General features: G+C 65.5%; 23 protein-coding genes. 6 read left to right on the top strand and 17 right to left on the bottom strand.

The window, feature by feature from the left end:
• Positions 1-57 precede the first annotated feature (57 nt).
• The 5 genes from AB4059_RS09005 to AB4059_RS08985 form a co-directional block, all read right to left on the bottom strand.
• On the bottom strand, positions 58-3,411 hold the full coding sequence (locus AB4059_RS09005; protein WP_498978575.1) for a UvrD-helicase domain-containing protein: 3,354 nt from the start codon (positions 3,409-3,411) through the stop codon (positions 58-60).
• Positions 3,412-3,417: 6 nt separating this feature from the next.
• A complete protein-coding gene (locus tag AB4059_RS09000) occupies positions 3,418-4,053 on the bottom strand; it encodes a hypothetical protein (protein ID WP_498978574.1) in 636 nt (211 codons plus the stop codon).
• Positions 4,050-4,841, bottom strand: coding sequence for an RNA polymerase sigma factor (locus AB4059_RS08995; RefSeq protein ID WP_498978573.1), 792 nt, complete (start codon positions 4,839-4,841; stop codon positions 4,050-4,052). Before AB4059_RS08995 ends, AB4059_RS09000 begins: the two co-directional genes overlap by 4 nt.
• Before the next feature lie 463 nt (positions 4,842-5,304).
• Positions 5,305-5,826 carry a DsbA family protein gene (locus tag AB4059_RS08990; protein WP_498978572.1) on the bottom strand — a complete coding sequence of 174 codons (522 nt, stop codon included), beginning with the start codon at positions 5,824-5,826 and terminating at the stop codon, positions 5,305-5,307.
• Positions 5,823-6,299, bottom strand: coding sequence for a redoxin domain-containing protein (locus AB4059_RS08985; protein WP_498978571.1), 477 nt, complete (start codon positions 6,297-6,299; stop codon positions 5,823-5,825). The genes AB4059_RS08990 and AB4059_RS08985 overlap by 4 nt, the downstream gene beginning before the upstream one ends.
• A 183-nt stretch (positions 6,300-6,482) precedes the next feature.
• On the opposite strand from AB4059_RS08985, the gene AB4059_RS08980 reads away from it, so the two are divergent.
• Positions 6,483-6,842: a hypothetical protein gene (locus AB4059_RS08980; protein ID WP_498978570.1), complete on the top strand. Its 360-nt coding sequence runs from the start codon at positions 6,483-6,485 to the stop codon at positions 6,840-6,842.
• 243 nt (positions 6,843-7,085) lie between these two features.
• Here AB4059_RS08980 and AB4059_RS08975 read toward each other — a convergent pair whose 3' ends face one another.
• The 4 genes from AB4059_RS08975 to AB4059_RS08960 form a co-directional block, all read right to left on the bottom strand.
• Complete coding sequence (locus tag AB4059_RS08975; RefSeq protein ID WP_498959824.1) at positions 7,086-7,289, bottom strand: hypothetical protein; 204 nt, start codon at positions 7,287-7,289, stop codon at positions 7,086-7,088.
• 123 nt (positions 7,290-7,412) lie between these two features.
• The gene (locus AB4059_RS08970) at positions 7,413-7,817 is read right to left on the bottom strand and encodes a GFA family protein (RefSeq protein ID WP_498978569.1); all 405 of its coding nucleotides are present in this window, start codon (positions 7,815-7,817) and stop codon (positions 7,413-7,415) included.
• The gene (locus tag AB4059_RS08965) at positions 7,814-8,425 is read right to left on the bottom strand and encodes a hypothetical protein (protein ID WP_498978568.1); all 612 of its coding nucleotides are present in this window, start codon (positions 8,423-8,425) and stop codon (positions 7,814-7,816) included. Before AB4059_RS08965 ends, AB4059_RS08970 begins: the two co-directional genes overlap by 4 nt.
• 89 nt (positions 8,426-8,514) lie before the next feature.
• Positions 8,515-8,949, bottom strand: a complete 435-nt coding sequence (locus AB4059_RS08960) for a copper resistance protein NlpE N-terminal domain-containing protein (protein ID WP_498978567.1) — start codon at positions 8,947-8,949, stop codon at positions 8,515-8,517.
• Positions 8,950-9,030: 81 nt separating this feature from the next.
• Between AB4059_RS08960 and AB4059_RS08955 the strand changes: the two genes are divergently transcribed.
• Complete coding sequence (locus AB4059_RS08955) at positions 9,031-9,216, top strand: hypothetical protein (protein WP_498959816.1); 186 nt, start codon at positions 9,031-9,033, stop codon at positions 9,214-9,216.
• A gap of 18 nt (positions 9,217-9,234) precedes the next feature.
• On the opposite strand, the gene AB4059_RS08950 is transcribed toward AB4059_RS08955, so the two are convergent.
• The 5 genes from AB4059_RS08950 to AB4059_RS08930 form a co-directional block, all read right to left on the bottom strand.
• Complete coding sequence (locus AB4059_RS08950) at positions 9,235-9,672, bottom strand: hypothetical protein (protein WP_498978566.1); 438 nt, start codon at positions 9,670-9,672, stop codon at positions 9,235-9,237.
• A 105-nt stretch (positions 9,673-9,777) separates the two neighbouring features.
• The gene (locus AB4059_RS08945) at positions 9,778-10,239 is read right to left on the bottom strand and encodes a hypothetical protein (RefSeq protein WP_498978565.1); all 462 of its coding nucleotides are present in this window, start codon (positions 10,237-10,239) and stop codon (positions 9,778-9,780) included.
• A gap of 89 nt (positions 10,240-10,328) precedes the next feature.
• Positions 10,329-11,078 (bottom strand): HAD family hydrolase, encoded by a 750-nt coding sequence (locus tag AB4059_RS08940; RefSeq protein WP_498978564.1) that lies wholly within the window; start codon positions 11,076-11,078, stop codon positions 10,329-10,331.
• Positions 11,079-11,196: 118 nt separating this feature from the next.
• Complete coding sequence (locus tag AB4059_RS08935) at positions 11,197-11,424, bottom strand: hypothetical protein (RefSeq protein WP_498959808.1); 228 nt, start codon at positions 11,422-11,424, stop codon at positions 11,197-11,199.
• 118 nt (positions 11,425-11,542) lie between these two features.
• Complete coding sequence (locus AB4059_RS08930; protein WP_498978563.1) at positions 11,543-12,040, bottom strand: EF-hand domain-containing protein; 498 nt, start codon at positions 12,038-12,040, stop codon at positions 11,543-11,545.
• A 384-nt stretch (positions 12,041-12,424) separates the two neighbouring features.
• Between AB4059_RS08930 and AB4059_RS08925 the strand changes: the two genes are divergently transcribed.
• Together AB4059_RS08925 and AB4059_RS08920 are read left to right on the top strand one after the other, a co-directional pair.
• Positions 12,425-12,649 (top strand): hypothetical protein, encoded by a 225-nt coding sequence (locus tag AB4059_RS08925; protein ID WP_498978562.1) that lies wholly within the window; start codon positions 12,425-12,427, stop codon positions 12,647-12,649.
• 7 nt (positions 12,650-12,656) lie between these two features.
• Positions 12,657-12,935 (top strand): hypothetical protein, encoded by a 279-nt coding sequence (locus AB4059_RS08920; protein ID WP_498978561.1) that lies wholly within the window; start codon positions 12,657-12,659, stop codon positions 12,933-12,935.
• 8 nt (positions 12,936-12,943) lie between these two features.
• Here AB4059_RS08920 and AB4059_RS08915 read toward each other — a convergent pair whose 3' ends face one another.
• The 3 genes from AB4059_RS08915 to AB4059_RS08905 all read right to left on the bottom strand — a co-directional run bounded on the left by AB4059_RS08915 (position 12,944) and on the right by AB4059_RS08905 (position 16,646).
• Complete coding sequence (locus AB4059_RS08915; RefSeq protein ID WP_498978560.1) at positions 12,944-13,132, bottom strand: CPXCG motif-containing cysteine-rich protein; 189 nt, start codon at positions 13,130-13,132, stop codon at positions 12,944-12,946.
• 1 nt (position 13,133) lies between these two features.
• Positions 13,134-13,646: a DUF1993 domain-containing protein gene (locus AB4059_RS08910; RefSeq protein ID WP_498978559.1), complete on the bottom strand. Its 513-nt coding sequence runs from the start codon at positions 13,644-13,646 to the stop codon at positions 13,134-13,136.
• 84 nt (positions 13,647-13,730) lie between these two features.
• Entirely contained in the window at positions 13,731-16,646 is a 2,916-nt protein-coding gene (locus AB4059_RS08905; protein ID WP_498978558.1) for a putative bifunctional diguanylate cyclase/phosphodiesterase, read from the bottom strand.
• A gap of 189 nt (positions 16,647-16,835) precedes the next feature.
• Between AB4059_RS08905 and AB4059_RS08900 the strand changes: the two genes are divergently transcribed.
• Positions 16,836-17,120 (top strand): hypothetical protein, encoded by a 285-nt coding sequence (locus AB4059_RS08900; protein ID WP_498978557.1) that lies wholly within the window; start codon positions 16,836-16,838, stop codon positions 17,118-17,120.
• A gap of 100 nt (positions 17,121-17,220) precedes the next feature.
• Positions 17,221-17,664, top strand: coding sequence for a hypothetical protein (locus AB4059_RS08895; RefSeq protein WP_498978556.1), 444 nt, complete (start codon positions 17,221-17,223; stop codon positions 17,662-17,664).
• The last annotated feature ends 41 nt before the right edge of the window (positions 17,665-17,705 follow it).

Below are 17,705 nucleotides of genomic sequence, written 5' to 3'. Positions count from 1 at the left end.
ATTCCAACGCCGTTACACAACAAGTCGCGTGGTGCGTGAAAAAACCGGAAAGAGACCTCAGTCCGCGCCCGGAATCGCTGGACACAAGAAGAAGAACGGGCAACGGGGGCACTGCTCGACGTCGGTGGTGATCGGAAACTGGCCGGACGCGATAGCCGCGGCGAAGTCGCGTACCTGATCCACTTTCGACTGCAGCTGGTTTTCCTTGAACTCCAGATCGACCGCGTCGTTGGAGGTCAGGTAGTGGATCTGAAGGCGCGCGCCTGGCCCATAGACCTGCCGCCCAGCCAGCAGCCGCAGCACGTCGGGCAGCTCTCGCGTGACGGTCTTCGGGCGCCGCCCCGTGCGATACCTGCGCACCAAACCCCCGCTGCCAGGTTCGGCTTGTTCCAGACGCACGCGCACCGGGACGCCGCCGACCCGCAGGTCGACTTCTTGCGAGGTAGCGCCAGGAGCGCGCAAGTGTTCCTCGGCCACCGTGAGCATGCGCCGGGCATACTCCTTGTATACCGGCGCGAAAGGATGCTCGCACGGTCCCTGTTGCGACCAGACTGCGTCGAGCTTGCGCCAATACTCGTCAAGTGGTACCTCGCGGGCGGCGCGTTCTTGGAGTACCCACGACAGCACCGCATATACCACCCGGTGAAACAATACGTAGCCATCGTCATCGCGGCCGGCGCGCAGCCCCAAGCTCTTGGCGTAGGCGTACTTGCGCGGGCAGCGCTCGTACTGGTCCAAGTCGCGGGCATCATGGATTTCCGGTTCTAGTTTGAGCTCTGGCCTCGCCGGCAGGTCGCCGGGGAGCAACAGCTCCGTCTTGGGGGCCCGCACCAGCTCAAGACGGGCAACGATGGACGGAAGGAACTTCGACTCGCTGGCCTTTTGCGAACCTAGAACTTCCGATCGCGACAGGTGGAGGTGGTCGCGTGCGCGCGACAGCGCCACGTAGAACAGACTTTCTTCTTCGAACTGGTCGCGGATGTCCTCCGCACGCAGCATTCCCTCAGGCGGGGGGCAGGATTTGCCGCGGTTAGACTGCGGGAAATGGCGGGTAGCCAGATACGGCACGTACACCACCGGGAACTCCAGGCCTTTGCTGGCGTGCACTGTCATCAGCCGGACCGCATCTATAGAGGCGGCCGCCGCGGGAAGCTCCCGAAGCGCACGCTCCTCGCCGAACTGCTCCAGGCGCCGAATCCAGCGCAGCAGGTTCTTCTTCGGGTTGCCCTTGCGCGGGTCGAAGTGCTCGGCCGCGAACTGCAGCAACTGAAAGATGGCCAAACGTCGCTGCTCGCCCCCGCTTCCGGGCTGCTCGAGAAACTCGTCGATCAACGCACGGCGTTCGAAGAGAACGTGGTTGAGAACTTCGGCCACCGTGCTCTCGAACCGCACTCCAGCCAAGTCGTCGCGAAGGCGCTCGAGCGCGGCCCGCGCCGGCGCTGCGCAGGCCGCGATGACGGCGGGATCCGACAAGGCTGCTAGCGGCGATCGGTCGGCCGCATGCGCCAGCTCCAGGAACGAACGCACGTCCGCTAGGCCCATGCGATAAGACTCGGTAATGGCCAGTCGCAGCAGCGCGCCGCGACTGGGTTCGGCTACGAAGGAGACCACGGCGAGGAGGTTGCGTACCTCGTCGCGCTCGAAGATGTCGCCCAGGTACATCGATGGCACGTCAAGTGCTTGCAGTCGTTCGGCCACTCGCTCGGCGTGCGTGTGCGTTCGCACCACGATGGCCTGGTCCCGGAAAGGAATGCCGTCCGCGCGATGAGCTTCAATCGCATGCGCGATGGCCGCAACTTCCGAGTCCAACGTCGGGGCGATGACCAACTTCGGTCGTATTCCGCTGCCTCGGATCGCCTCCAAGTGTCCCGCCGCGCGCCAAACAGGATCGTCCAAGCTGCGCGCAAAGGCGGTGTAGGTATCGACGATCTGCTGGCCCGAGCGGTAGTTGAATTTCAACGGCAGCACCACCGCCTCAGGGAAGTCCTGTGCGAACAGACGCATGTTGGCCGGTGAGGCACCGCGGAACCGGTAGATCGATTGTCGGACATCACCAACCACCCACAGATTACGGCCGTCGCCGGCTATCAGCTTGAGCAAGCGTGAGCTGGCGCGATTGACGTCTTGGTACTCATCGACCAATACATGTGGAAACTGCGCGCGAATCATCGCGAGCAGGTCGTCGTTTTGCTCGAGCAGCGTGATCGTCCGCCAAATCAGATCACCAAAGTCGACGCCCCCTTGTTCGCGCAGCATGGCTTCGTAGAGGCCATAGACCCTGGCCACTTCTGCGGCCTTGGCGGCGGCTTCCCGCGCCTCGTCAGTTACCGCATTCGTTTGCATCTGCTCGGCCAAGACGGCGTACTGCTCGGGCGTACACAGCTCGTCCTTGGCACGGGAAATCGCCCCCAAGATCGGCTGCATCAGCGCCAGCGGATCGCTCAAGCGCAGGTAGTAGTGCAGATCCAGGCTGGGAAGCAAGGATTCCAAGCGCTCGAGCGCATCGGCCGGATCTACGATGCGTACCGGCTCCTGGAGGCCGGCCAAGGCCGCGTGTTTGCGCAGCAACTCCAAGCCGAAGGCGTGAAACGTCCCCGCCCACAATTCATTGGCCGACGGGATCGTGCGCGCGATGCGTTCTTTGATTTCGCGCGCTGCCTTGTTGGAAAACGTCAGGGCGAGAATCGAGCGCGGATCCACGCCAGTTTCCAGCAGCCGCTCGATGCGGCCGATGAGGGTCCGCGTTTTTCCCGTCCCCGGCCCGGCCTCGACGAGCGCAGGCCCGCCTTCATGACCGGCGGCGATGCGCTGGGAGGCATCCAAGCCAGGCAAGGGCTTGTCCGCTTGCGCGGGCGGCGGCGATGGGACCAGCAACGCGTACTGCAGCTGCTGGTAGACCAAGCTTGGCGTGACGCCGAGCCGACTCGCGATCTGCGAGGCCGACAATCGCTCGTCAATGAACAGCTGCCTGGCGTGGTGGGTTGGCAACAAAAATTCACGCGCGAACACATTTGCGTAGCGTTCGCGCAACTCCTGCGCGCTGTAGCCCTCCACGCGCCCGGCGCCCAACGGCGTGGATTGCTCGGGACCGCTCGGATCCACGATCGTACTGACCAACACCGGATCGGCCGGCGATTCGATGATCCAGTGCGCGTACTCGTGGGCCTGGACAAAGAATTGGAGCTCAGGACTCAGTGCGCCGGACACGAACATGCGTTGGCGCTTTCGCTGCAAGGCGCCGGCGCCGCCACCCAGCAGCGGGTAGTCGGGCGGGACGACCATCACGCGAAGTCCGGCGTCGTTCATCGCCGCGGCCAGAAGGTTTTGCACCTTTTCGCCACAGCCGCATGCTGCGATCAGTTGCGCGCGTAGCTGCTGGGCCTTAAGGCGAACCGAGGTAAATGCATCCATGAAGACTCACGGGTCAGAGGTTTCTCGAAGCCACTGTTGCTTGAGCGCGTCAGGCAACGATGACTGCTGCACGGCCTGCTGAAAGGTCCATCGCTCAAAGGCTGGCTTCTTGGTGGAATAAGAAACCATCTGCGGTATGGAGTCTTGAAACAACCACGCCCTGACTACCTCGATATGGACTCCTAACGGTCGCGAGAGGGCATCAAGCAAGCGTCGAGGCACGGGCGGGGCAATCATGTGCTCTTCCAGCAGCGCCAAGATAAATTCGTCGATTCCGAGCGCCTCGATCCAAGAGCTCGTCACGCCGTGTGCGCGAAGGGCTTGCTCGAGGCTGTCGATTTGCAGGCGATTGGCGGCCACGGCCACCGCCACCGGCGGTGGCGCCTGCGTCGCCTCGTCCTGTTCCCGAACCAGCATCTGCACGCGGCTCATCGTGCGATTGACGATCTCGTCCTCACGCTGAGGATCCAAGGCTTCGAGGGGAAAACCAACCGTCGCCGCCCATGCGGTCGCAAAATCAACGAGGTCTCGCTCGTACTCGGGATACTTCTTCGCCCATGCGCGCACCAAGGCTTCGGTGGGCCACGCCACCGCCGCCCCGAACGCATCAAGGACTTCATCGCGGGTCATTTTGTTGTTCATGGCGCGGTCCTTTGTTCTAGTGCTTTGGTGACGCGGTCGAGCCAGTTGCGCACGGTTCGGTCGCTGACACCAAAGTGTTCTGCGATTTCTGCCTGGGTTCGCCCGAGCACGCGTGCCTGCAGGTATGCCTCGCAGGCATCGTCGGGCAGACCCGCTAGGCGCTGTTCGACCTGTGCAAGCTCTTCCTGTCCGGCCGCGCGTTCGGCCGGATCCTCGGCTTGACTCAGGATGCGGGCGTCGACTTCAGTCGGCGCGCACTCCCCGTCGCCGTCGTAGCGCTTGGTCCGCTTCCCACGTTCCTTGCGCAGCGCGCTCACCGCCTTCCTGTAGCGCCGCGTCCAAGGATGGTCCTTGGCTTTCATCGCGTCGATCGAACGCCGGAGGATAAATGAGTGGAAGAAGCGCACGCCGTATTCGAGCGCTGGGTCGTCGCGCTGGATGCGACGGACAAGGTTCTCGAAAACTACGCTCAGGTGGTCGTCGAGGTCAGCTTCTGAGATGCCATACAGCGTGCGCATCTGGCTGGCGATCATCGACGTCGCGCACCGAGTCAGGCCCTCGAAGGCCAAGAAAAAGATTTCCTGATCGCCCCTGGCACCCGCCTCGCGCGCGAAGTGCAGCAGTACTTCGGGGGGCAGATCCTTCTGCCGGGCCGCAGCTCGCAGCCGGTCGATCAGCTGTGGGCGCTCCAGCGTGGTCAGGGCGTCAATCGCGGCTTGAACCTCCGGGCGCCGGGCCGATGGCACGGCCGCGGCTTCGGGGTCGGGTGGTTCGAGGTCGGCATTCATGCAGCATTCTCCTCCAAGCGTTCCGACCCCCAAGGTGCAGAATCTGAACTGATTCTTTGCTGGGCGCGGTCACGGCGGACGACGGGCCGTGACGAAGCTATTGTGGGTCGTTCTACCCTTAGTCGAGGCATGGCTCGGAAACCCGGAAATCGCCCGCGCGAGCTCTGTCGAGTGCCGTCTGTATAGCCTGCCTTCGGGGCGACGCACCGATGGGACCGACCTGCAGTCGGAGTACGTCCGCATCGGGTGGAGAGCATGCGTCGCTTAGTGCGCCGCCATTGAAGCCCGTCAGAATCGGGGTCGCGTGATTGCACACATCGTGCACACGTTCTGAGAAAATCAGCGAGAAACTAGCCAAAAAATGTCTATTTCCGTCCAGTCCATCATCGGGGCGACGGACAGGCGCAGGGTGGCGGGATCGATGGTGGGCGTGGGCTTCATCGGACCCGCATTCTACTGCGGGCTAGGCGCGGGCCGCCTCGATCGCCTGCGAGAGCGCCTCGAACGAATACGCCCCGTCGTGCCGCGCGCCGTTGATGAAGAAGGTGGGTGTGCCGTTCACGCCGCTGCGAATGCCTCCGTTGAAATCCGCCTGCACTTTTTCGGTGTAGGTATCGGCGTCGATCTCCGCCTTCAATTGCGAAGGCTCCAGGCCCAGGCCCTGCACGATCTCGAACAACAACTCCGGCCCGAGCCGCGCCTGGTTGGCGTACAGCGCTTCGTGCGCCTGCCAGAAATGCCCGTGCGCGCCGGCGAACTCCGCCGTCACCGCCGCGATCGCCGCCATCGGATGCACTTCGGTGAGCGGGAAATGACGGAACACGAAGCGGATGTCGTCGCCGAAACGATCGAGCACCTTGCGCACCTGCGGCTGCGCGGCGCCGCAATACGGGCACTGGTAGTCGCCGTATTCGACGACGGTGACGGGCGCATCGTCGCGACCCAGGATGTGGTCTTGCGGACCGACCGGAATGCGCAGGCTCATGGCGTCGTTCTCCCGTCCATTGCGTCGAGTGCGTCGAGGATGCCGTCCGCGCCGGGGTTCACCGCCATCGGCGAGCAGTAGCTCCACGCGATGGTTCCCGTCTCGTCGACGACGAACAGCGCGCGTTCGGAAACCCCTTCGCTTTCGCGATAGGCACCGAACGCGCGCGACACGCCCCCCTTGGGTTCGAAGTCCGAGAGCAGCGGGAAATGCAAATTGCGTGCCTCGGTGAACGCCTGGTGGCACCACACGCCATCGACCGACACACCGAACAACTCGGCCTTGCGGCTGCGGAATTCGGAGAGGACCTGGTTGTAGAGCGCCATCTGGTCGCCGCACACCGGGCTGAAATCGGCCGGATAGAACGCGAGCACGTAACGCTTGCCGCGCAACTCATCCGAGGTCAGCACCTGGTCGGGCGTGGCATGCAGCTTGAACGCGGGGGCGGGCTTGCCGGCTTCGAGGATGGCCATGGAAGAGCCTTGCGCGCGGGACGAGCCCGTCGATATAGCAGCCCGACCGTCATGTTTTCGTTGCGCCGTGCCCGTCCGGGCAATCTTCCCCGGAACCAAGGGGCAATTGCCCGCGCGGACAATGTTCGCGCCGGAACGGACGCGGTTTCCTGTCGTCGCCATCCAACGCCTAACGGGGCACACATGGGAATCGACCTGGACTACTTCGAAAAACGCGTGCGCAGCCTCGAACAGGCGCTGCACCGCTTGCAGCACGACCTGGAGGATGCGCACGAAATCGCGGGGCGCATCGTCGAGGAATACCAGCAGTGGGTGAAGAACGAAACGCCGGGCCGCGAGTTGATCCTGCGCCGGCTGGAAGAACTCATCACGCGCGGCAGCCCGCGTAGCGTGTTCGCCAAGACGCTCGTGCTGGAGTTCGGCATTTCGCGTACCAAGTCCTACCAGATGGTGAAGGACTATCTGGCCGAACGCGATGGCATCGCCGTGGCGCAACGCGCGAACGAGAGCGCCGATGCGCCCAACGTGTATTCGATTCGCTGATACGACTAGCGTTCCCCTGGGCCCGTCGCAGGGAAGCGACCGGGCCCTTTTTTCGTCTTGCATTCGGACGCGGCTGCACCAAGGGACAATGGTCGCAACCTGCGCGTGGTGTTCCACTACATGCACCTGCCGAGCGACATCGGCAGGCCGGAGCCGAAGAGACGCGCGAGCACGCCCGTCGGCCGGCGCAGAACCCCCCCCTCTCCCTGAACTGCGCCGGCGGCTCCCTCTCTTACCCAGGAATCACATCAGCGCATCGGGGATGCGCGAGCGCTCCAGCGCAAGCCAACCGGCTTCGGTGATTTCCCAACCTCCCAGCACTTTGCGCGCATAGCCGCGTTCGACCATGCGCGCCATCGCGTGCAGGTCGACCGCGTGGCGCACGGTGATCGATTCGGTGAGCTTGCGCAGCTCTTCGCGGTCGACGGGGTCGAGGCGAGGATTCACGTTGGCGCCCTGCGCTGTGGTCGATGTGTGTAAATGCATTCCACATCGAACGATCCGCGGTTCGACGACAGGACAGCGAAGGTCGCTCGAAGCCAGCCTGGATTCAGCGGCGTGATGATGCGTTCAGTCGTGCGTCAGGTGCGCGAACGCGGCCGTTGCCGCTTCGCGGTCGTTGTCGTCGAACGGGACGATGCGCAGCGATGCGACGGTGCCCACGTCCAGGCACCGCACGTTCACGTCGACGCCGTCGGGATGGCTGCGCGGAATGTAGAACGCCTTGACGCCGCACACCGAACAGAAGCGATGCTTCGCCGCGCCGGTGTTGAACGTGTATTCGGTCAGCGCGTCTTCGCCCGACAACAGGCGAAAGCGCGCGGCCGGCACGATCAGATGCAGGAACCCGGTCATGCGGCAGATCGAACAATTGCAGCCGAGCGCTTCGATGTGGGCGGGCGCATCGACTTCGAAACGCACGCGGCGGCAATGACAGCCGCCGCGATGCACGACGCGATCGGGCGCGTCGCTCATTTCTTGCCGTGGCCCTTGCCGTTGCCGTTTCCGTGGCCCTTGCCGCTGTTGCCGTGGCCGTTGTTGCCATGACCTTGGTCGTCGTACCCGTTGCCACCGTGCGACTTCGACTTGCCCTTGCCGTGGTCGGGATACACGCGCTCGAGCTCCGAATCCAGGACGATCGTGCGGCCCCAACGGTCGTAGGTGGGCACGAAGCCCTTCTTCAGGCGATGGAATTCCGGCGAACCCGGCTTGATGCCCAGTTGCTTGGCGATGCTGCCCCAGCCATTGCCGTGGTCGCGTTCGTAGACGTCGACGACGTAGCGGCAGGGACGCCCGATGATCGAAGCGATGTTGCACGCCATCCAGACATCGCCCGGCGCCCAGCGGCGCGGACCGAGCAATTCATCGACCAGGTCGCGCGGCGCACCGTGGTAACGCACGAGTTCGTCGACGAAGGGATCGCGATAGCGCTGGCCGTAGCGGTTCATGTCGCCGAGCCAGGAATCCATCCACACATCGCCGCTGCGTGGATTCCAACCGAAGGTGAAATCCTGCGCGTGCGCGGTGTGCCCCGCGGCGGCCAGGACGATCGCTAGCGAAAGCGCTTTGAAGGAATGACGCACGTTGCCCCCTGCAGGTGTGGCGGTGATGTGCGCAGTGTGGGCGCGAGGACTGAATGCGTTCTGAAAGAAGTGGCGTTCCGGGCAGGCCGTCACAGTGCCGGCGGACCGGCGGGCGCGAGGACGTGGTTGGGCCCCGCGGTGCGCCCCATGCGATCGACGACGACCAGGTTGCCGGTGCCGTCGATCTCGTAGAGCCGCTCGCCGCCCGAGGTCGCCTGCAAGCGCAGGATGCGGCCTTCGCGCCGCCAGCGGCCGGCCTCGTGGAAATACTCCGCGCCTTCGCCGTCGAGGTAGGCCTCGACCAGTTCGTATTGCGCGACCACCCCGTTGCCGCGCTGCAAGCGCAGGCGCGTGTCGATGCCATCGCAATCGGCGCACGCCAGCACGCCCTGCCAACTGAGCTCTGCATCGGGATTGTCGAAGCGGGCGGTGGTCGCGTCGCGCGGCGCGCCGGCGTCGTTGCAGCCGGCCATCAGGGTCGCCGCGAACAGCGGCAGCAGGAACAGGCGGACGAGCGCGCGCATGCGTCCATTCTGGCCCGTCACGCGTGCACGCGGCCACGACACGGCCGGGCGGAGCATGGCGCCGTCATCGGGGACCGTGCCATGCGCCTGCATCTTTCGCCCTTCGCCTTCCTGCGCCGCCATGCGTGGGGAGCCGCCGTGCTCGTGTTGATCGTCGTGGGCTGGTTCGCGACCATCGGCTGGGTGGCCGGCAAACTCAATACCGACCTGGGGCGCACCTACAAGGCTGCGCCCGTGGTCGAGGATCACGCGCATCGGGCCGAGTGAGCGCGCCTCACCGCTTGCTTAGCGCTTGGAAATCGTGAATTTGCCGAACGAAACGCCGAGGTCCCAGCCTTCGCCGGTCCCGGCGAGTGCGAGCGACACCTCGCCCTTGGTCATCGCACTGGCACCGGACGACTTGACCGCACCGGCATGGGCTTCGCCCTGCGCGTAGCTGCCCAGCAATTCGTGGATGTCCTTGACGCCGGAGAACTCGCCGGTGCCGTTTTCGATCTTCGATTTGCCGAAGGTCAGCCCGCCGCCCTTGGCGACGATGTGGACCGCCATCTTCTGGCCGTTGTCGCAGGTGATCGTGCCGTCGCCCGAGGCGGTCTTGTAGAAGGCCGACCAACCGGCGAGGGAGAACTTGAGCTTGCAGTCGGTCTTGCCCGCTGCCATGGCGAGGGGCGAGGCGAGGACGAGCGCGAGCGGGAGCAACTGGATGAGGCGGAGACGGCGCATGGCAGGACTCTCCTTCGGGGGATCGGTGCGCGGAGGCTAGCACTGGTCGCGTATGGCCGGTACGAAGACGGCGCCCCGCGGGGCGCCGTCGTGGCCAGTGGACGATCAGCGGTCGTCGCCCTGGTCGTCGTCGTGCCCGTGGTGGCCATGGTGGCCGCGGCGGTAGCGGACCGGCCCGTAATACCCACCCCGCCGGTCGTACTGCGGGTCGTAGTACGAGACCGTGCAGTTCCCGGCGCCGTTGCACTTCACCCGACGGGCGGTGCGGTCGTAGGTGTTGCCGTAATAGACCGGCGGGACGTACGGACGGTAGGCATACGGACGATCGACGACGCGGTAATACACCGGCCGCCCGTAGCGATCGCGCACGACGATCAGGCGATCCTGGTCGCGATAGTTGCCATAGCGGTAATACGGCTGGCCGCTGCGCAACACCACGTCGGCGACATCGACGATGACGCGGGTCAGCCCGTCGTCCTGTGCGAGCGCCGGCTTGGGCAGCAGCGCGAAAAAAGCGAACCCCGCCGCGAACACCGCGGGTGCGATGTACTTCGACAGCGTCGACATGATGGTCTCCCTTCGGTCCGCCCTGATGCGGACCTGTGGCGACGATGCGACCGAATCGATTAACGGACGTCTAACCGTCCCGGCGCAGGCTAGCGGCCATTCAGGGAGCTCGCCGCGCGTGCGATGTCGGTCACGGCTTCGGGCAGTTCGCTGGCCTGCGCGACGCGGCGCACGCGCGGTTCGTCGTCCGCGATGTCCGCTTCGGCTTCGTGCGCCCAGGTCACGTGATAGGGCATGTAGACGCCCCACCCGCCGAGCGCGATGACCGGCGCGATGTCCGAGCGCAGCGAATTGCCGACCATCGCGAATTGGTGCGGTGCCAGTTCGAATTCGTCGAACAGGCGCGCGTAGGTTTCCGGATCCTTCTCGCTCACGATCTCGATGCGGCGAAACAGATCCGCGAGCCCCGATTGTTTGACCTTCGCTTCCTGGTGGAACAGATCGCCCTTGGTGATCAGCACCAGGTCGTGCTGCGCACCGATCGCTTCGACGGCTTCGCGGATGCCCGGCAACAATTCCACCGGATGCTGCAACAGGGATTTGCCGAGCGCGACGATGCGATGCAGGTCGCCCGCGCTCACGCGCGCATCGGTGATCTCCACCGCGGCCTCGATCATCGACAACACCATGCCCTTCACGCCGTAGCCGAACAACGCAAGGTTGCGCTTCTCCACCGCGTACAGGCGTTGGTGCGCGTTCGCGTCGGCGAGGTCGACGTAACGCCCGACGATCTGTTCGAAATCCCCTTGCGCGCCGCGGTAATAGTCTTCGCTGCGCCAGAGGGTGTCGTCGCCGTCGAAGCCGACCAGGCGGATGCCATCGGGTGTGGAGTCAGACATGGGGCGTGCGCGTGGGTGGGGCGCACCAGTGTACGAAAACGACACAGGGCGGCCGAAGCCGCCCTGCGCTGTTCGCCTTCAAGGCATCGGCCGGCACCCCTGGGCCGGCCGTTTTTCCTTACGGCGTGCTCGGCGGTGCGCCCGCCGTGCTGGCCGACGTCGGCATCGACGAGGAAGTCGTCGTGTCGCTGGAAGTCGTACCCGTCGTGCCCGACGAGTCCGTGGTGGTCGTGCTCGTCGTCTCGGTCGTCGTCGTCGCGTCCTTGTCGTGCGCGCACGCGGCGAGCGTCAGGGAAGCGACGGTGATTGCGGCAGCGATGCTGATGTTGCGAAGCGTGTTGTTCATTGGGGTCCTCGTCTATGTGCCTTGGAGCGCGAATCCGGCTGGCTCCGAAGAGTCAGCCGGATGGAGCGCCACTATTTCGAAGCGTGCGCGATGCGCGCTTCGACCCGGGTGCGACTGATCAGCCGCCCGAATCCGACTTGGCTCCGCCCTTGCCGTTCGCGGCGAGGTAGGCCTTGTATTCGTCCTGCGTCAGCTCGCCGTCGGCATTGGCGTCAGCCTTGGCGAAAACGGACGAGAGGTTCGACACCGATGCCGCTTCCGACGCGCTCAGCGTGCCGTTCTTGTCGGTATCCAGGTCGGACCAGTTCTTCTTCTCGGGCTGGCCCTTGGACTGCGCCATCGCATCCTTCGACTGGCCCATCGCATCCTGCGTCGCGGCCTGGGTCTGCGCCGTCGCATCCTGCGTGGCCGCCTGCGTGGCGTCCTGCGTCGCTGCGGTGGTCGCATCGGTCGCCGTCGACTTCGCGGCGTCCGTCGCGCTCTGCGTCGCCGAAGTGGCGGCGTTGGTCGCGTCCTGCGTGGCCGACTGCGGCGTGGTGCTCTGCGCGAAGGCCAGCGGTGCAGCCAGCGTCAGCGCGAGGGCGAGGTAAAGCGGCTTGCGATTGGAAAGATTCATTCGTCGGTCTCCATGGGGGAACAAACGTCGCGCCAGATGCATCGGCTTTTTCGGCGACGGTACGCACCTTGCGCCATAGCATCTGAATCTCCGCGACCTGCCGGTTCTGGCCTCCACACCGCATTAACCAACCGGCACGCGAATTGGAGTAACCGCGTGCGGCGGTGTGCAGCATGTCGGGCATTGGCCTGTTTTCAGGCCTTTTCGCCGGCGTTCGCGAGCTTCGCGCCGCCGGCGTCATCGCCGCGCGAACGCCGTCGATGACGCGAACTCGACCGGTGGCGCCGACTTACGAAAGTTTTACATCGGCCATGCAACGGCCTTAATGGCCGCCTCTCCACAGTGGGTCGCAGACACCCGACGCTCTCCCCCGAGGACTCCCCCATGGCCACGCAACGCCACACCCCACGCTCGAAATCCCGCACGGTCGGATCGCAACCTGCCGCACAGCAGAGTTCGCCGCAATCGATGGCCAACAACCACGACGCACCGGCCGATACACAACGCGATCGTCTTCGCGATGCCATGGCGAACCAGGGTGCGCAGGGCCGCCACGTGCCCTTCTCGTTGAAGGAAGAAGAAGACGACGACACGGCGACCCGACACTGAGTCCGCCATGAAAGTCCTCTCGCTCCTGCTGCTGGCGTGCGCATGGCCTGCATTCGCGCAGACGCCGCCCACCGCCGCGACCATCGCCGTGCCTGCGGCGAGTGGCGACGTCTTCTCGCGCCTGGATGCCGACAGGGACGGGCGCGTGAGTTCGACCGAAGCCGACCGCGACGCGGGATTCAGCGCTTCATTCGCGGCGATGGATGCCAACGCCGACGGGTTCGTGACCAGCGACGAACACCGGGCCCATGCCCGAGCCAACGCGAAGCCCGAACCCCGGCACTGACCGGGGGATCAGGCCTCGTCTTCCGACGTCGCCCGTACGATCGGATCGCCATCGCGATCGAAGCCCACGTCGATGACGATGGGCTTGCAACACACCTGGCAATCCTCGATGTAGTGTTGCTCGCCCGCCGAGTCGTCGACGAAGATCGTGATCGTCTCGCCGCAATAAGGGCACTGGATCTCGACGCTCGGCAGCATCTCAGCGCCCCACGTCGCCCAGCCAGTCGGCCTTGCCGATCGGCACGCCGGAGGCGCGCAGGATCGCGTAGGCCATCGAGGCGTGGAAGAAGAAGTTCGGCAGCGCGAAACTGGTGACGTAACCCTGTCCGTCGAAGTTCAGCTCCCCCAGGCGGCTCTTGACCTGCACCGGGCGCGAGGCCGCGCCTTCGAACTGCGCGGCGTCGAAAGATTCCACATACGCGATGCAACGCGCGATGCGCGCCTGGAGTTCCTCGAAGGTCTTCTCTTCGTCGGGGAAGGGCATCGGCTCGGTGGCCGTCAGGCGCGCGCAGCAGTTCTTCGCGTGATCGGTGGCGATCTGCACCTGGCGCACCAGCGGCAACATGTCGGGGATCAGGCGCGTGTTCAACAATACGTCCGGTGCGATGCCCTTCTCAGCGGCGTGCTTCTCGCCGGCGCGCAGGACATGCAGCAGGTTGCGCAGCGTGCGGATGAAAACGGGCGCGGTGAAGGCGTGCAGCGTTTGCGTCATGGTCGGGCTCCGGCGGGCCGGTGCGGCCCGGAAGCGCAACAGGTTACGCCGACGCCCGTGGAGCGATAGTCGCCCTTCCGGGTTTCACTGTCCCAGCCAATGGCCGCACGGCGCCGGATGCGCGAAGCGATAGCCCTGCCCGTACACGCATCCCATCGCACGCAACACCGCCCACTGCGCATCGGTTTCGATGCCCTCGGCCACGATCTCCGTCCCGAGCGCATTGCCCAGCGCGAGGATCGCCTCGATCAACGCCGAGCTGCGCGAAGGCGCGCCGTTGGCGAAAGGCGCCACGAAGCTCTGGTCGATCTTGATCATCTTCAGCGGGAACTGGTGCACGTGGCCGAGCGACGAGTAGCCCGTGCCGAAGTCGTCGAGCGCCGCCACGACGCCGCGTTCGGCCAGGCGGTGCAGCATCGCCACCACGTTTTCCGGATCGCCGAGCAGCGTGCCTTCGGTGACTTCCAGGCGCAGCGCGCGCGGATCGAAACCGATCTCGTCGACCAGTTCGAGCAGGCGCCGGTCGAAGTCGGTGTGCAGGAACAGCCGCGGCGAGACATTCAGCGTGAGGTAGCGCAGCACGCCGTCGTGCGATTGGCACACCATCGGGCGCGCGGCTTCCAGCGCCAGGCGGAACATGCGCCAGTCGACCTGGCCGATCAGGCCGCTGTCCTCGGCGACCTTGAGGAACTTCGACGGCGTGAGCACGCCGCGCGTGGGATGTCGCCAGCGCAGCAGGGCTTCGTAACCGACGACGCTCGCATCCTCCAGGCGCACGATGGGCTGGAACCAGGGCTCGAACTCGTCGCGCATCAGCGCATCGCGCAAGTCCTGTTCGAGGTCGAGGACGTCCATCGCGGTCTGGTGCATCGCATCGTCGAACATCACGAAGCGGTTGCGGCCCGCATCCTTCGCGCGGTACAGCGCGACGTCGGCATCGTGCAGGATGCGGTCGACCGATTCGCAATCCTGCCGGGCGATCGCGATACCGATGCTGCAGGACAGCTGGATCTCGCGGCCGGCCACGTGCAGCGGCGGCGTCAGCGCGCGCAACACGCGCTGGGCGACCTTGCTCGCGGTTTCGGGCGCCTGCACGTGTTCGAGCAGCATCACGAACTCATCGCCCGCGATGCGCGCGACCACGTCGGGATTGCGCACGCACGCGGCCAGTCGCTTGGACACTTGTTGCAGCACGGCATCGCCGGCGCTGTGGCCGAGGCTGTCGTTGACGACCTTGAAGCGGTCGACGTCGATGTAGAGCAGGCCGAAGGCCCAGCTCCGGTCGCGGCGCAGGCCGGCGAGCGCGCGCTCGATCCGGTCGCGCAGGTAGACGCGATTGGGCAGGCCGGTCAGCGCATCGTGCATGACCTGGTGCTGCAGCTGCGCTTCGACCTGTTCGCGCACGGAGATCTGTTCGCGCAACTCCAGGGTGCGCGCTTCGACGCGATGTTCGAGTTCCGCATTCGCCTGGCGCAGCAGTTCGGCCGCGCGACGGCGTTGCAGCGAGCTGCCGATCTGGTAGGAAACGAAGGTCAGCAGTTCGGCGTCGCGTTCGTTGTAGACATCGCTGCGGTCGTAACTCTGCACGGCGACCACGCCGATCGCGCCTTCGGTGCTCAGCAGCGGCGCGCCCAGCCAGACCAGCGTCGGTGCGCCGAGCATGCCGCTGTCGATTTCGCCCGCCGCCACCATCGTGGCGGCATGGTCGCGCGAGACCAGCGCGGGGCGCTGCGTGCGCAGCACGTGTTCGGTCAGGCCGCGGCCATAGGACCGCGCGCTCCAGTCGCGCTCGTGTTCGTCGGCCGCGTACGGGAACGACACGGTGCTCCCGTCTTCGGAAAGCAGCGCGATATAGAAGTTCTTCGCTTCGATCAGCTCGCCGACCACCGCGTGGACGTGGCGATAGAAGTTGTCGGTCGTCTCGTCCAGGCTCGCCAGCGCGGCGATGCGGTACAGCGCGGCCTGCAGGCGTTCGCCGCGTTCGCGCTCGCCGACTTCGCGGCGCAGCTCGCTGTTGGCGACCTGCAACTGCTGCGTGCGCTCGACGACGTGCCGCTCCAGTTCCACGCGGCCGCTCTTGCGTTCCAGCGCGGTGAGGATGTGTTCGGCGACGAAGGCGAGCAGCGACATCTCCGCCGTCGTGTAGCAACGCTCGCCGGTGTAGCTCTGCACGACCACCACGCCGTGCACGTCGCCATCGCGCAGCATCGGCACGCCGAGCCAGTCCGAGCTGTCCGCGCCGTGCAGGCGCAGCGGGCCGGAGACCTGCTGCATCAAGTCGGCGGTGGCGCCCATCAGCGGGCGCTTGTCGCGCGTGAGGTACCAAGTCAGGCCGCGTTCGATCCGCGCGAGCGGGATCTCTTCCTCGGGCGCGAGCAGCTGGTCGTCGACGACGTCGGAGAAATACAGGAAGCGCAATGCATCGCGGTCGCGGTCGTACAGCGCGATGTAGAAGTTCTCCGCGTACATCAGGTCGGCGACGATGCGGTGCAGGCCGCGCAGCATGTCCGGCATCTCGAGGTCCGAGCCGGCCATGTCGGCGATCGCGTACAGCGAACGCTGCAGCTTCTCGGCCTGTTCCAGGCGCGCCACGCTTTCGCGCATGCGGCGCAGGTCGAGCGTTTCGGCCAGGCGCGCGATGGTGGTCGCGCAGGGCGCGATTCCCATGTACGGGCTGTTGAGCACGGCGACCGCGCCCTCGCCGTCGTCGTAGAGCACGCGCGGGTTGCTGTCGTCGTTCTCGCCCGCGCGGATGCGCGAGACCGCGTCGATGGCATCGGCGATGATGCCGGCGTCCGCGCAGGCAGCCGGGAACGCCTCGATGTCGCGCGGCCAATGCGTCGACCACAGGACGCAGGCGCAGTGCATGTCGAGTTGCGGGTCGGCCTCGAACCAGGCCTGGACGACTTCTTGCGGGGTCGAGGCGCGCAACAGGCGTTCGGGCAGCGGCAGCTGCGCCGCACCCTCCTGCGCCGGCGATCGACCGAATTTCACGACCATGGAACGTGGATCCCCCTGAGGGTCGCAGCGTACGGTGGCGTCCGGGGTTGATTCCGTGCGCTACGTCACTGAGTGGCTGATACCCACGTCTCGGCAGATGAACGGTTTAGTGGCGCATCGTCACGTCGGCTGCACCCGCCGCCGGCGAGCGTGCATCCACGCGCCCGACAGGGCGCCAGGGGGAACACCATGAGTGAGCACGCCATTGCGGGGCAGGCGGTCGATCTTGGGCCGGCACTGGAAGCCGAACTGGAAGCGCTGGACCGCGAGATGCCCCGCATCCAATCGATGTCCGGCAACGTCTTCGCCCTCGCCAGCGCATGGGCCGAACGCCACGCCGCGATCCTGGAGCGCACGCCACCGTCGATGCGCGCGGCGATGGAAGCACGCCTGCATCGCATCGGCATCCGCTGGGGCGTCGTGCACGGTGCGCGCATGACCACGCAATTTCCGGCGCTGGGTTCACCACGCTGAATCGCGTTAGCGACACCTTCACTGCTCGCACGAAGTTCGCTAACGCCCGCATGCGTAACGTCGTGCGACGGCAATTTCGGCCGTAGTCGGAGAAGTCGAAATGGGTAATCAGAACGAAGGCTCGCAGGGCGCATCGTCTCAGAACCAATCTTCGCAGAAGCAAGCGTCCGGCCAGCAGCAACAGGGTTGGCAGCAGCAAGGTTCCGAACAGTATTGGAAGCAGCAGTTCCAGAACGAGCCCTACTATCAACAGGGCAAGCAGTTCGAGGACTACCAGTCTGCCTACCAGACCGGCGAACAGGGCCGGCAGCAGTACGGCAGTGGCGGCCAGAGCTTCAGCCAGTCCGAAAGCCAGTTGCGCAGCCAGTACGAGAACAGCATCAAGGGCAACGAAAAGGCGCTGAAGTGGGACCAGGGCGCGAACAAGGCGGCCGAAGCGGCGTGGAATCGTGCCGGTTCGCAATCCAGCGACCGCGACATGCAGGGCTCGCAGAACGCATCGCAGCAGCAGAATCGTGGTGAGAGCACCGGGCGTACGAGCTAAGTCGCCGAACCGAGCAACCCCCTCCCCAGCCCCTCCCCTGC

The organism is Lysobacter sp. 2RAF19, assembly GCF_052115395.1.
Classification (GTDB): Bacteria; Pseudomonadota; Gammaproteobacteria; order Xanthomonadales; family Xanthomonadaceae; genus Noviluteimonas.
This window is presented reverse-complemented; position numbering and strand designations above follow the sequence as displayed.

Coding starts and splice junctions, on each gene's coding strand:
- AB4059_RS09005 (WP_498978575.1), bottom strand. CDS start 3,411: ATGGATGCATTTACCTCGGTTCGCCTTAAGGCCCAGCAGCTACGCGCG.
- AB4059_RS09000 (WP_498978574.1), bottom strand. CDS start 4,053: ATGAACAACAAAATGACCCGCGATGAAGTCCTTGATGCGTTCGGGGCG.
- AB4059_RS08995 (WP_498978573.1), bottom strand. CDS start 4,841: ATGAATGCCGACCTCGAACCACCCGACCCCGAAGCCGCGGCCGTGCCA.
- AB4059_RS08990 (WP_498978572.1), bottom strand. CDS start 5,826: ATGAGCCTGCGCATTCCGGTCGGTCCGCAAGACCACATCCTGGGTCGC.
- AB4059_RS08985 (WP_498978571.1), bottom strand. CDS start 6,299: ATGGCCATCCTCGAAGCCGGCAAGCCCGCCCCCGCGTTCAAGCTGCAT.
- AB4059_RS08980 (WP_498978570.1), top strand. CDS start 6,483: ATGGGAATCGACCTGGACTACTTCGAAAAACGCGTGCGCAGCCTCGAA.
- AB4059_RS08970 (WP_498978569.1), bottom strand. CDS start 7,817: ATGAGCGACGCGCCCGATCGCGTCGTGCATCGCGGCGGCTGTCATTGC.
- AB4059_RS08960 (WP_498978567.1), bottom strand. CDS start 8,949: ATGCGCGCGCTCGTCCGCCTGTTCCTGCTGCCGCTGTTCGCGGCGACC.
- AB4059_RS08955 (WP_498959816.1), top strand. CDS start 9,031: ATGCGCCTGCATCTTTCGCCCTTCGCCTTCCTGCGCCGCCATGCGTGG.
- AB4059_RS08950 (WP_498978566.1), bottom strand. CDS start 9,672: ATGCGCCGTCTCCGCCTCATCCAGTTGCTCCCGCTCGCGCTCGTCCTC.
- AB4059_RS08945 (WP_498978565.1), bottom strand. CDS start 10,239: ATGTCGACGCTGTCGAAGTACATCGCACCCGCGGTGTTCGCGGCGGGG.
- AB4059_RS08940 (WP_498978564.1), bottom strand. CDS start 11,078: ATGTCTGACTCCACACCCGATGGCATCCGCCTGGTCGGCTTCGACGGC.
- AB4059_RS08935 (WP_498959808.1), bottom strand. CDS start 11,424: ATGAACAACACGCTTCGCAACATCAGCATCGCTGCCGCAATCACCGTC.
- AB4059_RS08930 (WP_498978563.1), bottom strand. CDS start 12,040: ATGAATCTTTCCAATCGCAAGCCGCTTTACCTCGCCCTCGCGCTGACG.
- AB4059_RS08925 (WP_498978562.1), top strand. CDS start 12,425: ATGGCCACGCAACGCCACACCCCACGCTCGAAATCCCGCACGGTCGGA.
- AB4059_RS08920 (WP_498978561.1), top strand. CDS start 12,657: ATGAAAGTCCTCTCGCTCCTGCTGCTGGCGTGCGCATGGCCTGCATTC.
- AB4059_RS08915 (WP_498978560.1), bottom strand. CDS start 13,132: ATGCTGCCGAGCGTCGAGATCCAGTGCCCTTATTGCGGCGAGACGATC.
- AB4059_RS08910 (WP_498978559.1), bottom strand. CDS start 13,646: ATGACGCAAACGCTGCACGCCTTCACCGCGCCCGTTTTCATCCGCACG.
- AB4059_RS08905 (WP_498978558.1), bottom strand. CDS start 16,646: ATGGTCGTGAAATTCGGTCGATCGCCGGCGCAGGAGGGTGCGGCGCAG.
- AB4059_RS08900 (WP_498978557.1), top strand. CDS start 16,836: ATGAGTGAGCACGCCATTGCGGGGCAGGCGGTCGATCTTGGGCCGGCA.
- AB4059_RS08895 (WP_498978556.1), top strand. CDS start 17,221: ATGGGTAATCAGAACGAAGGCTCGCAGGGCGCATCGTCTCAGAACCAA.